The sequence below is a fragment of the Polynucleobacter sp. AP-Kaivos-20-H2 genome (assembly GCF_018882215.1).
GTDB lineage: Bacteria > Pseudomonadota > Gammaproteobacteria > Burkholderiales > Burkholderiaceae > Polynucleobacter.
Window position 1 is genome coordinate 190,714 of record NZ_JACVOX010000003.1, and the last position, 14,406, is coordinate 205,119.

The following is a 14,406-nucleotide window of genomic DNA, read 5'->3' on the forward strand; positions in this document are numbered from 1 at the left end:
AACATGCATCGTGCTCGTAAACGATTTGGCCAAAACTTTTTGCAGGACAACGGAATTATTTATTCTATTGTTGCGCTAATTAATCCCAGTGCGGATATGCATGTTATTGAGATTGGTCCCGGCTTGGGCGCGCTAACACTTCCTTTGCTGAGTAATCTTGATCACCTAGATCTTTTGGAGATTGACCGTGATTTAGTGGCTTTTTGGAATGAGAAAAATCTCAAAGGCCTCACAGTGATTGAGGGTGATGCGCTCAAGTTTGACTTTTTAACGTGGGCTCAGAATAGATCGACTAAGCAAGGCTTATGTAAAGTAGTTGGCAATCTTCCATACAACATTTCTTCGCCTTTGCTGTTTCATTTGGTTTCTGCGGCAGCCTCAATTGATGAGCAGGTATTTATGTTGCAAGCCGAAGTAGTGGAAAGAATGGTTGCGAAGGCCGGCAGCTCAGATTTCAGTCGTTTGTCGGTCATGCTGCAAGCTCGTTATGATATGGAGTTGGTTCTAGAGGTGCCTCCTGAGGCTTTTGACCCTCAGCCTAAAGTGAACTCGGCTGTAGTAAGGATGATCCCGAGAAGGGATTTCACATTGACACATGTTCAATGGAATTCATTGGAAAAAGTGGTAGCTGCCGCCTTCTCCCAGAGAAGAAAAATGTTACGGACTAACTTGAGTGCTTTTTCAGAAAGATTGAGTTTGACGGAGATAGAGCTTAAGGCGAGAGCTCAGGATATTTCTGTTGACCGATATATCGAGTGGGCTAAAGTTCTCGCCGCTTAAATCAATACTCAGTCCTGACTCAGTACTGAGTATTGATTTCCAGTATTTATTTATAGGCGCTGGGGTCAATCACGCGCATTTCAGTCTCAATCCAAGCTTCTACTTCCCGTTGGAGCTCTTCTGCTGACTTATTGGTTGAGTTAATCGCAGGCCCAATTGAAAAGATGACTGTGCCGGGTTCCTTAATAAAGCTATTTTTCGGCCAGCAACGACCGGCGTTGTGCGCAATTGGAATAACTAGTGCATCCGTAGCACTTGCGAGACGCGCTCCACCCTTACGGTAAGGCTTAGTCGATCCAATAGGGGTTCTAGTGCCTTCCGGAAAGAGCATGATCCATTTGCCTTCGCTCAAGCGCTTACGGCCTTGGGTCGCTACAGAATGTGCCGCAGACTGCTTATTGGAGCGATTAATGTGGATCATCTTCAGTAACGCCAGAGCCCAACCAAAGAAGGGGATCCAGAGAAGTTCACGCTTAAAAACAAAACACAGTTGTTTTGGCAGTAGTGCGATATACGCAATAGTTTCGTAAGCAGACTGATGTTTGCTTAAGATGATGACGCGTTCATTGAGTACGGCCTGCATATTTTCCATGCCGCGGATTTCGTAATGAATACCGCACAATGGCTTTAATAGAGCAATAACGATTTTGTTCCACAGTCCAATAAAGGTATAGCGGTTTTCTGGGCTTAGGAATGGAAAGGCCAGCATGCATAGCACTGACCAAATAGGTGTGAAGATCACTAAAAATAAGACAAAGAGTATGGAGCGAATCAATTTCACGATGGGTCTAAGCCTTATTTTCTAAAAGTGCATTTGCAAAAGCCAGTAGATCAGCATGAATGTGCGTGCCCTCAGGTAGAACACCTTTTGCAAGCGTTTTTTCACCCTTACCAGTGAGCACTAGGTGAGGTGCGGCTCCCAAGGCTACCCCAGCCTGGAGATCCCTTAAAGAATCCCCCACGATAGGAACACCTGTCAGTGGTTTGATGCTACCTATCCTCTTGTAGCGCAATGCAATTTCTTTCATCATGCCTGGAGCAGGTTTACGGCAATCACATTGATGTGAATCTTGATGAGGGCAAAAGAAAATGCTGTCGATATGGCCACCCAATGGTTTTAGTAGTGTCTCCATTTTGCTATGCATGGCATGCAAATCATTGATTGTGAAATAGCCCCTGGAAAGACCAGACTGATTGGTCGCCAAAGCAATTTGGTAGCCCGCTTGATTGAGTAAAGCAATTGCCTCCAGACTTCCTGGAAGAGGGATCCATTCATCCACTGACTTTACATAATCATCGCGATCTTCATTGATCACACCATCGCGATCAAGAATGACTAATTTAGAAGAGCTGATGCTCATGCTAATTTGCCGAGATCGGCAACGAGATTCATTTTCTGGTGAAGTTGTTGCAGGAGAGCAAGGCGGTTATCGCGCAGCTCAGGATTTGGATCCATGACCATCACATCCGCAAAGAATTGATCAATGGGCCCACTCAAGGCTACAAGTGCTCTTAAGAGCTCAACAAATTGACGTTTTTCATAAGCAGCATTGAGTGTAGGAGTCACTGCTTCCAATGCTTTATGTAGTGTTGCCTCTGCTGAAATTTGCAGTAAGTTGACAGAACAGGCCGCAGGAATAGCGGTAGTGGTTTTCTTCAGAATATTACTGATGCGCTTATTTGCGGCAGCTAGTTGAGCAGCTTCTGCCAGAGCATTAAATTCACGCAAGGCAGTCAATCGCTCAATTAAATCATTAATTTGTGCTGGTTCTTGGCTCAGGACGGCATCAATCTCAGCACTAGTAAATGCTTTGCCAGCAACTGATTGGTCCCGCAAATAGGCGCGCAAGCGATCAATAATGAACGCATAGATATCGGCAGCTTTTGCTTTTTCTTGAACATCAGCTTGTGGAAACTGCGCACGAGCCAACTCAATTAATTCTGGTAAATCCAGAGAAAGATTCTTCTCTAGGAGTAAACGACAAATACCTAAGGCATGACGACGTAGGGCATACGGGTCTTTATCGCCAGTAGGTGCAAGCCCAACACCCCAAATGCCAACCAGTGTTTCTAGTTTGTCAGCAATGGCTAAGATCGTGCCAGTTTGGGTTTGCGGTAAGGTATCGCCTGCAAAGCGCGGCATGTAGTGTTCACTGCAAGCGCTCGCAACATCCGCATTCTCCCCATCATGAGTGGCGTAATAACGCCCCATGATTCCCTGCAATTCTGGGAACTCGCCAACCATATCAGTTAGTAAGTCTGTTTTAGCAATTTCTGCGGCGCGGGAAGCCAGCTTTTCATCAGCCCCCAGTTTTTTAGCGATGCCTACAGCCAATCCTTGAACGCGCTTAGTGCGATCTAGTTGATTACCTAGCTGGTTGTGATAAACCACCTTACCAAGATCCGCTACGCGAGAAGCCAGTGGGCGCTTTTGATCTTGCTGAAAGAAGAAGCGAGCATCAGATAAGCGTGGGCGTACAACGCGCTCATTGCCTGAAATGATGGCGTCTGGCTTGCTAGTTTCGATATTGGAAACAATCAAGAAGCGATTCCGTAATTTGCCTTGTTTGTCTGTTAATGCAAAGTACTTTTGATTGGTTTGCATGGTCAAAATCAAGCATTCTTGAGGAACCTCTAAGAACTCTTGATCAAAATGGCATTCATAGATGGCTGGCCATTCAACAAGTGCCGTTACTTCATCTAGAAGACTCTCTGGCATCAACACCAAATCATCACCAGCTGCTTTTAATAGGGCGGCTTCAATTTGTGCGCGACGCTGATTAAAGCTAGGAATAATCTTCGCATTGGATTGCAAAGTAGTCTCATATTGGTCTGCATTCTGAATAGTGATGAGACCGGGAGCTAGGAAGCGATGCCCTTCGGTTTGATTGGCCGCATCAATACCTAAAGCACTGATTTTTAAGGTACTGTCGCCGTGTAGTGTAAGGATACGGTGCGCAGGGCGAGCAAATTGCACATCGGCTAATTGACCGTCCTTCTGCAGTACTTGGTAGTGCATCATTTTTGCAATGGGCAGCTTGCTCAAGGTTTGCTCAAGAGCAGCCTGCGCAGTTTGCTCAAGCGCGGCGCCTTTAGCAATAACATTGAGATACAAAGCTTCATTCTTACCCTCACCTGCTTTTTCTAAAGCAGCAAGATCAATATCTCCATACCCTAAAGCACTCAATTTTTTGAGCAGTGGTGGGGTTGCCTTACCTTCGGCGTCAAATGCAATGCTAGTGGGTAATAATTTTTCCCGCACGGGATAGTCGGGCGCTTGATCAAGAATATTAGTGACTTGAACCGCTAATCGACGTGGCGTAGCAAAGCCGGTGACTTTGGAGGAATCTGTTGCCAAGCCTGCAGCTTTAAGTGCTGCAAAGATACCTTCGCTAAATGCATCGCCCAAGCGACGTAGAGACTTAGGTGGCAGTTCTTCGGTAAATACCTCGATCAATAAAGTTGCTGATTGAGGTTTTGAATTAGATGTGCTCATAAGTGGAATGCAGAAATTCGATGCGCTTAAGCCTGAGCTTTAGCTTGACGTTGACACATTGGGAATCCCAGTTTTTCTCTAGACTCAAAGTAGGCCTGAGCCACAGCACGAGAAAGGTTGCGAATACGGCCTATGTAGGCTGCACGCTCAGTAACCGAGATAGCGCCACGCGCATCTAATAAATTAAATGTGTGTGCTGCTTTTAGAACCATTTCGTAAGCAGGTAGTGCCAGTGGAACTTCCATTAAACGCTTTGCTTCACTTTCATAGTTTGTGAAGTTAGCAAAGAGTAAATCAGTATTGGAGTGTTCAAAGTTGTAGCAGGATTGCTCCACTTCATTCTGGTGATACACATCACCATAAGAGATGCCGTCGGCCCACACTAAGTCGTAGACGTTAGAGCAGTTTTGGATATACATTGCTAAACGTTCGATGCCATAGGTAATCTCACCAAGAACAGGCTTGCAATCTAAGCCACCTACTTGTTGGAAGTAAGTGAACTGCGTCACCTCCATGCCATTGAGCCAAACCTCCCAGCCAAGACCCCATGCGCCCAGTGTCGGATTTTCCCAATCGTCCTCTACAAAGCGAACATCATTCTCTTTAAGATCTAAGCCTAAGGCAGCAAGAGATCCCAAATAAAGATCGAGAATATTTTCAGGTGCTGGTTTGAGGACTACTTGATATTGATAGTAGTGTTGTAAACGATTTGGATTTTCGCCATAGCGACCATCTTTAGGTCGGCGGGATGGCTGAACATAAGCTGCTTTCCAAGGCTCTGGACCAATGGCGCGTAAGAAGGTTGCGGTATGGGATGTGCCGGCACCAACCTCGAGGTCGATAGGTTGCAATAGGGCGCAACCTTGTTGGTCCCAATAATCTTGAAGTTTGAGAATGATTTGCTGAAAAGTAAGCATGATTAACCTGGCTAAGCCTTTGATTTTACATGGCTAGAGCACTCTAGAGTTAAAAATGCTTAAAACGCCTGTGACGAATCAGACCCCAAAGCAAGAGCAGGCAAGAAATACCCAAAATCGGTAAATTGCCCCAAATGACATAAGGTGTTTTTCCAGAATAAGCCTGGACTTGGGTGTTGAGGGTTGTTTGGGTAAATTCCGGAAGCACTTTCAGTACTCTGCCATCGGGACCAAGAACCGCAGTAATTCCAGTATTAGTGGCACGCAAGGCGGGAAGCCCGGTTTCCAAGGACCGCAATTGTGAAAGCCTGAGTTGTTGAGTGGATGCTTGAGATTCCCCAAACCAGGCTAGATTGGTCATATTGATGAGTAGGTTGATCGGCTGATCGCTGTGTTGAATACGAGAGGCGAGTTCGCCACCAAAGACGTCTTCATAGCAAATCGTAATTGCCGCATGAAGATCATCTTGATCCTTGCGCACAATCGTAAAGGGGGATTGATCTAGCTTTCCTCTTGCAAAGTCGCTCATGGGTACATGAAAGGCTTTGACGAACCACTGAAAACCTAGAGGAATAAATTCTCCAAAGGGAACGAGGTGCGCTTTATCGTATTGATAGGGCAATGCATTGGGAGATATTCCAGTAGCGCGATTCGAATACTGCATACCACCTTCTCCACGTACTTCACCGATCAAGCCAAGCAGAATGTTGCTACCGCTCTTATTGGAAAAGTTTTGCAAGTAATCCAATAGGCCAATGGGTAAATTTGGAAGTGGCCATGGAAACGCAGTCTCAGGAATGATGATGAGGTTGGCTGCTTCTTTAGTAATTTCCCCTGCATAGAAATCGATTTGCTTGCCAATAGCTTGAGGATTGAATTTCAGACTTTGTTCAAAGTTGCCTTGAATTAAGCGAACGCTAATTGGCTCTCCAACTGGTTTGGTGAAAGTAAATAAACTAGCGCTTTGAGAAATCCCAATGACAGCCAAGATGAGGAGCGCGCTAGAAATGACATGCTTACGAGCTTGGTAAATTTCCCAGGAGGCCCATACCGCCAAAAAGGTACATGCTAGCCCGCCAAAGAAGGGTGCGACAGGCGCAAATGGGCCGTTGAACTGGGTTTCTGCAAAGCCCATCCAAGGAAATCCAGTGAAGAGATAGCCTCGTAGAAATTCCGCAAGAACCCAACTCGCTGCCAGCAGCATGCCAAATAAGCGATTCTGTTTAAACAGCGGAATAGCAAGTGTTGCCAATGAGAAATAGAGCGCCACATAAGCAGAGAGCAGAAAAACACCCATACAAGCAAGTGGCGCACTCATGCCACCAACATCATGCAGGCTGATGTAAAGCCACCATAGACCAACAACAAAATACGCAATGCCGAATGAGAAGCCTAAGAAAAATTGTTTTTTTAAGGAAATGGACTTTTGATCAAGACGCCACCAGAGAAGGCTGAGAACGGGGATCTGAATCCAGCCGCCATAAGGTAACTCAGCAACGGCAGCAAGGGCGGCTCCCAATACAAATAGAATGCAAACTGAAAAGATTTTGATGCTCATACCCGAATGATTGGAGTGCTGATCAAACAATGTAAATCTCAGTCTGATTTTTTATTGGATTGTCGTGCAAGCAGAATATGAATTTGTCTTGGGTCGGCGCGCTGCACTTCAAATTCAATGCCACCTATTTCAATGAGCTCACCCATTTTAGGGACGCGGCCTAAATGCTGAATCACTAAGCCCGCCACGGTCTCAATATCTTCCACTTCAAAATGAGTGCCAAGTCTTTCATTAAATTGCTCAAGCTCGGTAATGCCTTTAACTCGGATATCGCCATTATCTAAAGCGATGAGGTTGTCTGCTTCTTCATCGACATCATGCTCATCCTCAATATCGCCAACGATCTGCTCGAGCACATCTTCAATGGTAATGATGCCGGCAACGCCGCTATATTCGTCAACTACGATAGCTAAATGGTTACGGTTATCTTTAAAGTCTCGCAATAAGACGCTAAGACGTTTAGATTCTGGAATGAATACTGCAGGGCGTAACCAATCGCGCACCTGAAAATCTTTCTCAGTAGCGTGACGTAATAAATCTTTTGCTAACAAAATGCCAATGACGTTATCTCGACTGCCTTCGAATACGGGAAAGCGTGAGTGAGCCGCTTTAATAACACTCTTAATAATTTCAGAGAGAGGTTGGCCAATATCAATCCAATCAATTTGGGCGCGGGGCACAAGGATATCGCGAGCGCACAACTGCCCTACTTGAAAAACACCCTCAATCATGGAGAGAGCATCCGCATCAATTAATCCCTCAGCCTGAGCTTCCCGAAGGGTATCAATCAGTTCTTGACGGCGCTCACTGGGTTCAGTTGGCTGCGGAGTTAAAAAATCAGCCAAGCGATCTAAAAGGGATTTATTGGGGTCAGGCATATAGCAAGAATAGCGTAGAAATATGGCAAATCAAGAATAGGGGTTGGCAAAGCCCAATTTTTGGAGAATTTGGATTTCCAGGGCCTCCATTTTTTTAGCATCCCGGCCCACCTCGTGATCATGACCTTGAGCATGAAGGCAGCCGTGCACAATTAAATGGGCCAAATGGGCTTTTAGTAATTTACTTTGCTCTTTGGCTTCTTTTTGCAGAACCGGTAGGCAAAAAATAATATCTGCTACTACAGCTTCTTTTGAAAGCTCGTAAGGAAAAGTTAAAACATTGGTGGCGTAATCTTTTTGACGAAAAGCAAAATTTAGCTTTTTACCTTCCGCAGCATTCACAAAGCGAAGGGTAATTAAGCCACCAAGTATCGTGGAACTCTTGACCCATTTTTTAATTAGGGTTGAGGAAGCTGCTTTATTGACGGCAGCCTCAATCGCCGGACTGGCGTATTGCAGCTCAATCGTTAGCTTGGGAGAGAAACTTTTTTTATTGGCTGACATGGGCTTCTACCAACTCGCCTCTGAGGGTGTAGTTCAGAACTTCCGTAATGCGAATGTCTACGAATTGACCAATAAGACTCTCAATATCTTGATCGGGTGCTGTGAAATGAATGACACGATTATTTTCAGCACGACCCTGTAAGTTGACACCATCCTTTGCAAGACCCTCAATTAATACTCTTTCAGTATTACCCAGCATTTTTTGGCTAATTTGGTTTGCCTGTCCCTCAACCAATGCCAATAAAGTTTGGAGGCGCTTGAGTTTTACCTCGTAAGGTGTGTCATCGTGAAGGTTTGCCGCAGGAGTTCCTGGGCGTGGGCTAAAGATAAAACAAAAGCTGTTATCAAAGTTCAGATCCTGAACCATTTTGAGTAGCTTCTCAAAGTCAGCCTCAGTTTCACCTGGAAAACCCACGATGAAATCACTGGACAGTGTCAGGTCGGGACGAACAGCGCGCATCTTGCGAATAATGCTCTTGAACTCTAGGGCTGTATAGCCGCGCTTCATCGCTGAGAGCATAGAATCCGAGCCATGTTGTACTGGCAAATGTAGGTGACTTACAAGCTTAGGCACTTTAGCGTAGACGTCGATGAGGCGTTGTGTAAATTCTTTAGGGTGGCTGGTAGTAAAGCGGATCCGCTCAACCCCAGGAATGTCAGCGATGTATTCAATCAATAGAGCAAAGTCAGCGATTTCTTCGGTATCACCCATCTTGCCAAGATAAGCGTTTACGTTTTGACCAAGCAGAACAATTTCTTTGACGCCTTTACTTGCTAGACCAGCAACTTCAGTGAGGACATTATCAAATGGCCTAGAGACTTCTTCGCCACGCGTATAGGGCACAACACAGTAGCTGCAATACTTGGAGCAACCTTCCATGATGGAGACGTATGCCGAGCCACGAGTTTGGCGAGATGCAGGAAGATGATCAAACTTTTCAATCTCAGGAAAAGAAATATCTACTTGAGAGACTCCAGTTTTGCGACGCTGTGCAATGAGGTCGGATAAGCGATGGAGTGTTTGAGGTCCAAACACCACATCAACGTAAGGAGCACGACTAACAATTTGTTGGCCTTCTTGACTGGCAACGCAGCCGCCAACACCAATTAGTAAGTCAGGCTTCGTTTTTTTGAGTTCACGTAGCCGTCCCAAATCTGAAAAGACTTTGTCTTCTGCTTTCTCGCGGATAGAACAAGTATTCAGAAGAACCACGTCGGCATCTTCCGGTCGATCTGTCATGACCATGCCTTCATCGGCATGCAGGAGGTCTGCCATTTTTCCCGAGTCGTACTCGTTCATTTGGCAGCCAAAGGTTTTGATATAGAGCTTTTTCATATGCCGTTCTCAGGTTTATAGCTGGGGGCGAAGTTCAGATTTTACTGCCTAAGACCCAAGTTGTTCTTATATGAGCCTGTAAGCCAGAATTGCCACGATAGTGGGCGGAATAGCTGCCATCAGTAAATATAGTGCTGAAACCGTATGTCCAGGAAAGTGGCCACGCAAGATCGCAATACCGGCTGGGTTGGGAGCATTAGCAATAACGGTGAGGCCACCACCAGCAACCGCTCCACCCACTAATGCCAGTTTGAACTCCGGTGAGGTGCCGGTTACCAATGATCCTAAATAGGTGAGTGCCGCATTGTCAGTGAAAGCAGTCAAAACAAGACTGCCATAAAAGACTGCGGTAGGGCTCATCATTTCAAGAATAGGTTGCAGCCACCATCCTTGTAATGCACCCAATACTACTAAGCCACCCAGGAAGAAGCCGACTAAAAGTGCCTCTTTCAGAATGAGAGGACTTTGATGTTTTGGATATGCTGTGGTGTAACCAATAAAGAAAAGCAGAATCCACGTGAAAATAATCGGATCATGCGCAAAGTAAACCACTCCAAATAAAAAAAGCAGATGCGTCAAAATGACTGCTAAAGGAATTTTTACTTCCCTTTTATCGGTATTAGGTTCAATCAATTGGCGATGAAATAAAAGAGTTGCTGCCAGAGCATTGATGAAGATTGCAATGCAAGACTCTAGACCAAAGTTGCTAAACATAAATGCTGAACTCCATCCCCAGGTAGAGGCCACCATGAGAACAGGCGGAGCGGCAAAGTTAGTGAGTGTGCCTCCAATGGAGATGTTCACAAAGAGCACCCCAAGAGTGCCAAACAGAAGCGCTTTAGAGCATTGGTGACGATAGACAAGATCGCGCAATAAAAAAGCAGCCAGAGTCATTGCTGCAGGTTCGGTAATCAAAGAGCCAAGGAGGGGCGTAGCGCCTAGGATTAAAAAATATAAAGCAGGAGCACTTCTGATACGCAAAAGGTATTGCAGGCCATTGGCCAGCACATGCAAAATTTGAGTAGAAAAATACAGAATGGGTTTTGTGCCGGCCACAATCATGATGGCAAAGACAAAGAGTGGTTCTGTGAAATTACGTTTATTGAGAAAGTTCTTCGCTGTCCCTAAGTCGTCATATAAGGAAATGAAAATAACCAATATGGCAGCCCAAAAACCAAAAACAACTTCTACTTCGCCAAGCAAATGCCAAAGACCAGCATGCCGAGGCGATTTTTTAGCAATCGTTTCAAAATAGCCCGTGCAAAAGGTATGCAAAACAGCAATTGCAAAAATAATGCTTGCGCCAAGTTCTGTAGGGGTAAAGTTCATAGCAGAATGGTAGCAGGTGCTTGGTGACACTAAGGCATTGTTAATTTAGGAGATTTTGGTGAAATTAAAGATTGGGTATCAAGAGCTCATTCAGGAAGCAATGGCTGAAATTGAGACGCTTTCCGTGGAAAAGGCGTCAGATTTACTGGCTGATCCCAATGTGGTGTTTTTGGATATAAGGGATGTTCGTGAGTTAGAGCGAGAGGGCATGATTCCGAATGCGCTGCATGCCCCCAGAGGGATGTTGGAGTTTTGGGTTGACCCTGATAGCCCTTATTACAAGCCAATCTTTGGGGAAGGCAAGAGATTGGTGTTGTATTGTGCCTCAGCTTGGCGTTCAGCCTTAGCTACGCAAATTCTCCAGAGAATGGGTGTGCCCAATATATGTCACTTAGAAGGTGGCTTTACTGCTTGGAAGAAGGCGCAATTACCCACCGTACAAAAAGCAAGCAAATCCCATTCGGGTTAAATTCAGTCTTGATGATTTCTTTGTATTAATAATTTTTTAGGATTTTTATGAGAAAAGTAGTTTCACAGTTTGGCCAAGGCCCTCTTCAGCAGAAATTAACTGCTGGTGATTTACATTTTTTGTCTGATACAGAAGTTTCTAAAGGTGGCTCTGATACTGGCCCAAGTCCTCACGAGTACCTTGGTGCTGCTTTGGCAGCCTGTACTTCAATGACCCTAAAGATGTACGCTGGGCGCAAAGAAATGAAATTAGACAATGCGATTGTGACTGTGGATATTGAGCGGCATGATGATGTTGAAACATTCTCCCGCGAGATTCAGCTGGAAGGCAACTTGAGTGCTGAGGAGAAAGAGCGCTTACTTGAGATTGCACATAAATGTCCAATTCATAAAGCATTGGCAGGGCAGATTCAAATAAAAACCCAGCTGGTAAATTAATACGAGCTGGGTTTGTGTTACTGCAATCCGGCCTTATTAGACCGAGTGGTATAGCTTAGTTAGGTGCCTGCGCTGGCTGATTATTTTTACCAGCGTTATAGCCAGAGTTGTAATTAGAAGCCTCATTTTTCTTGTAAGCATCATAGACATAGCCAGATGCTGCACCAACTGCTGCACCACCAACTGCACCCCAGATAGGATTGCCGTGGAAAATTGCAGTGCCAACAGCACCAGCTGCTGCGCCAATACCTGCGCCTGAAAGTGTGCGTTGCTCTGTATTGCTCATGTTTGAGCAACCAGCGATTGCTAAAGTTGCTGCGGTAATTGCGATAATTTTTTTCATCTCAACTGATCCTTTAAATGGGTATTCGTTTGTCTAAGTTGCTTAGATTATTTTTTGGCGCAAGGGAAGCGTGAAGCTAAAAAGCCCAAGAAAACGCCTGCTGCTGGTTTGTCTGCAACTTGTGGGGTGCTGTTTGCAAACTTCACAAAATCGCCAATGACTTCATCACGCGCTGGAGCAGGTTGCTTAACGCAAATAAATGGCTTTGCACGTTGCGGATGACGAGTAGCTAAATAGGTTTCATAAACAGAAGTAGTAAAGCCAATACAGAAGCTACGAGATTCTGGGCTTGCAGGGAGTTTGCAAACATTCGCAAGTTCTTGTGTGCTCAATACTTTGATGGTTTCTTGTGCTTCGGCAAGACCGGAAAATGCAGCTAGAGCGGCTAATGCGATGAGGATTTTTTTCATGGGTTCTCCCTTGGGTGTATGTAAAAACGATGATAAACCATAAAAATCTCTCTATATGCACTAAATAAGTGCACTATGCCCATTTTTGGGATTTTTCACTCCCCATAATGATGCAAAAAATCAGAGAGGGGAAATTGCATGGAAACTTTGAAATCTGGAAGTGATGCTTTATTTATCTTGCTTGGCGCCATCATGGTTCTTGCCATGCATGCAGGCTTCGCATTCTTGGAGTTGGGAACGGTTCGGAAGAAAAACCAAGTCAATGCCTTAGTCAAAATCTTGGTCGACTTTGCGGTCTCAACAATTGCCTATTTCTTTATTGGCTACAGCATTGCTTATGGTGTGAACTTTTTCTCCGGAGCAGAGTTGCTGGCAGAGAAAAATGGTTACGAGTTAGTCAAATTTTTCTTCTTGCTGACTTTTGCCGCTGCGATTCCCGCAATTATTTCTGGTGGCATTGCAGAGCGCGCTAAATTTAATCCACAACTTATTGCTACTTTTTTATTGGTAGGTTTTGTCTATCCATTCTTTGAAGGCATTGCTTGGAATCAGCATTACGGTATTCAGGCTTGGATTAAAGGGTTTACTGGTGAAGAGTTTCATGACTTTGCAGGATCAGTGGTAGTTCATGCGGTAGGTGGTTGGATTGCTTTGCCTGGTGTTATTTTGTTGGGCGCGCGCCGTGGCCGTTACACAAAAGAAGGTCAAATCTCTGCTCATCCACCATCAAGCATTCCTTTCTTGGCCTTGGGTGCATGGATCTTAGCGGTGGGTTGGTTTGGCTTTAATGTGATGAGCGCACAAACGATCGACAAGATCAGTGGTTTAGTTGCGATGAATTCTTTGATGGCAATGGTTGGTGGAACATTGGCTGCTTGGGTTGTAGGTCGTAATGATCCTGGTTTTACATACAACGGGCCACTTGCTGGTTTGGTTGCAGTATGTGCAGGTTCAGACTTAATGCATCCTCTCGGCGCCTTATTTGTTGGCTTAGTTGCCGGCGCCTTGTTTGTTTATATGTTTACCTTGGTTCAAAACCGCTGGAAGATTGATGATGTTCTTGGTGTTTGGCCCTTACATGGTTTGTGCGGTCTTTGGGGTGGATTAGCTGCCGGCATCTTTGGGACCAAAGCCTTAGGCGGAATTGGTGGTGTTACTTTTACTGGCCAGCTGATTGGTAGTGCCTTAGGCGTTGGCATTGCATTGCTTGGTGGCTTTATTGTCTACGGCGCCCTAAAAGCAGTCTTGGGTATTCGGATGTCTCAAGAAGAAGAATTTGAAGGTGCGGATTTAAGTGTGCATCGTATTTCTTCAACTCCTGATCGCGAGCCAAACTGGTAATTCGCTTTTAGTGCGCAGTCGTTCATCTATAGCCTGATTCATACCTATAATGAGTCATGGCTATATTTGAACTAGACGAAAATGCCCCTCATCTAGCTGAGGGTGCTTGGGTTGCCGACAGCGCAGAAGTGATCGGCAAAGTAGAACTTCATCAAGATGCGAGTATCTGGCCCAAAGTTGTTATCCGTGGCGATAACGACCTCATTCAAATCGGTGAAGGCAGTAATGTACAAGATGCCTCTGTTCTGCACACAGATCCAGGTTACCCACTCATTATTGGTAAGCACGTCACCATTGGACATCAAGTGATGCTGCACGGTTGTCACATTGGAGACGGTAGCTTGATTGGCATTGGCGCAGTTATTTTGAATGGTGCGAAGATTGGAAAAAACTGTCTCGTTGGTGCAGGCGCACTTGTTACCGAGGGGAAAGAATTTCCAGACTGCTCCATGATTTTGGGAACTCCCGCCAAGGCAGTAAAAGAGTTGACTCCGGAGCAGATCACTGGCATCCACGATATCGCTGGCCGCTATGTCAAAAATGCCCAGCGTTATGTCAAGACCCTGAAGAAAATTTCTTAATCTTTTAACTATCACCCGTTAAATATT

At 45.2% G+C, this 14,406-nt stretch carries 16 protein-coding genes; 5 read left to right on the top strand and 11 right to left on the bottom strand.

All coding sequences use genetic code 11. The features are described 5' to 3' along the window. The first annotated feature begins 3 nt into the window (after positions 1 to 3). Positions 4 to 780, top strand: coding sequence for a 16S rRNA (adenine(1518)-N(6)/adenine(1519)-N(6))-dimethyltransferase RsmA (gene rsmA, locus ICE89_RS09545; protein WP_216265710.1), 777 nt, complete (start codon positions 4 to 6; stop codon positions 778 to 780). 46 nt (positions 781 to 826) lie between these two features. Here the strand turns inward: rsmA and ICE89_RS09550 are convergent, their stop codons facing one another. The 9 genes from ICE89_RS09550 to ICE89_RS09590 form a co-directional block, all read right to left on the bottom strand. Beyond that, on the bottom strand, positions 827 to 1,561 hold the full coding sequence (locus ICE89_RS09550) for a 1-acyl-sn-glycerol-3-phosphate acyltransferase (protein ID WP_216265711.1): 735 nt from the start codon (positions 1,559 to 1,561) through the stop codon (positions 827 to 829). A gap of 7 nt (positions 1,562 to 1,568) precedes the next feature. Continuing rightward, entirely contained in the window at positions 1,569 to 2,141 is a 573-nt protein-coding gene (gmhB, locus tag ICE89_RS09555) for a D-glycero-beta-D-manno-heptose 1,7-bisphosphate 7-phosphatase (protein WP_216265712.1), read from the bottom strand. Beyond that, positions 2,138 to 4,276 (bottom strand): glycine--tRNA ligase subunit beta, encoded by a 2,139-nt coding sequence (glyS, locus tag ICE89_RS09560; RefSeq protein WP_216265713.1) that lies wholly within the window; start codon positions 4,274 to 4,276, stop codon positions 2,138 to 2,140. The genes gmhB and glyS overlap by 4 nt, the downstream gene beginning before the upstream one ends. Positions 4,277 to 4,302: 26 nt before the next feature. Continuing rightward, on the bottom strand, positions 4,303 to 5,193 hold the full coding sequence (glyQ, locus tag ICE89_RS09565) for a glycine--tRNA ligase subunit alpha (protein WP_068319536.1): 891 nt from the start codon (positions 5,191 to 5,193) through the stop codon (positions 4,303 to 4,305). A gap of 49 nt (positions 5,194 to 5,242) precedes the next feature. Then, complete coding sequence (gene lnt, locus ICE89_RS09570; RefSeq protein ID WP_216265714.1) at positions 5,243 to 6,751, bottom strand: apolipoprotein N-acyltransferase; 1,509 nt, start codon at positions 6,749 to 6,751, stop codon at positions 5,243 to 5,245. A 38-nt stretch (positions 6,752 to 6,789) separates the two neighbouring features. Then, entirely contained in the window at positions 6,790 to 7,629 is an 840-nt protein-coding gene (locus ICE89_RS09575; protein WP_216265715.1) for an HlyC/CorC family transporter, read from the bottom strand. A gap of 30 nt (positions 7,630 to 7,659) precedes the next feature. After that, positions 7,660 to 8,133, bottom strand: coding sequence for an rRNA maturation RNase YbeY (gene ybeY / locus ICE89_RS09580; RefSeq protein ID WP_216265716.1), 474 nt, complete (start codon positions 8,131 to 8,133; stop codon positions 7,660 to 7,662). Then, positions 8,120 to 9,469, bottom strand: a complete 1,350-nt coding sequence (gene miaB, locus ICE89_RS09585; protein ID WP_216265717.1) for a tRNA (N6-isopentenyl adenosine(37)-C2)-methylthiotransferase MiaB — start codon at positions 9,467 to 9,469, stop codon at positions 8,120 to 8,122. Before miaB ends, ybeY begins: the two co-directional genes overlap by 14 nt. A 66-nt stretch (positions 9,470 to 9,535) precedes the next feature. Further along, positions 9,536 to 10,798, bottom strand: a complete 1,263-nt coding sequence (locus ICE89_RS09590; protein ID WP_216265718.1) for a putative Na+/H+ antiporter — start codon at positions 10,796 to 10,798, stop codon at positions 9,536 to 9,538. 58 nt (positions 10,799 to 10,856) lie between these two features. Here ICE89_RS09590 and ICE89_RS09595 point away from each other — a divergent pair, with 58 nt between their 5' ends. Then, positions 10,857 to 11,267: a rhodanese-like domain-containing protein gene (locus ICE89_RS09595; protein WP_216265719.1), complete on the top strand. Its 411-nt coding sequence runs from the start codon at positions 10,857 to 10,859 to the stop codon at positions 11,265 to 11,267. Positions 11,268 to 11,314: 47 nt separating this feature from the next. Further along, positions 11,315 to 11,704, top strand: a complete 390-nt coding sequence (locus ICE89_RS09600; protein ID WP_216265720.1) for an OsmC family protein — start codon at positions 11,315 to 11,317, stop codon at positions 11,702 to 11,704. 55 nt (positions 11,705 to 11,759) lie between these two features. On the opposite strand, the gene ICE89_RS09605 is transcribed toward ICE89_RS09600, so the two are convergent. Next, the gene (locus ICE89_RS09605) at positions 11,760 to 12,047 is read right to left on the bottom strand and encodes a glycine zipper domain-containing protein (protein ID WP_216265721.1); all 288 of its coding nucleotides are present in this window, start codon (positions 12,045 to 12,047) and stop codon (positions 11,760 to 11,762) included. A gap of 47 nt (positions 12,048 to 12,094) precedes the next feature. Continuing rightward, on the bottom strand, positions 12,095 to 12,457 hold the full coding sequence (locus ICE89_RS09610) for a Rap1a/Tai family immunity protein (protein ID WP_216265722.1): 363 nt from the start codon (positions 12,455 to 12,457) through the stop codon (positions 12,095 to 12,097). A 138-nt stretch (positions 12,458 to 12,595) separates the two neighbouring features. Between ICE89_RS09610 and ICE89_RS09615 the strand changes: the two genes are divergently transcribed. Together ICE89_RS09615 and ICE89_RS09620 are read left to right on the top strand one after the other, a co-directional pair. Beyond that, complete coding sequence (locus ICE89_RS09615) at positions 12,596 to 13,798, top strand: ammonium transporter (protein ID WP_216265723.1); 1,203 nt, start codon at positions 12,596 to 12,598, stop codon at positions 13,796 to 13,798. 56 nt (positions 13,799 to 13,854) lie between these two features. Beyond that, a complete protein-coding gene (locus ICE89_RS09620) occupies positions 13,855 to 14,379 on the top strand; it encodes a gamma carbonic anhydrase family protein (RefSeq protein ID WP_216265724.1) in 525 nt (174 codons plus the stop codon). The last annotated feature ends 27 nt before the right edge of the window (positions 14,380 to 14,406 follow it).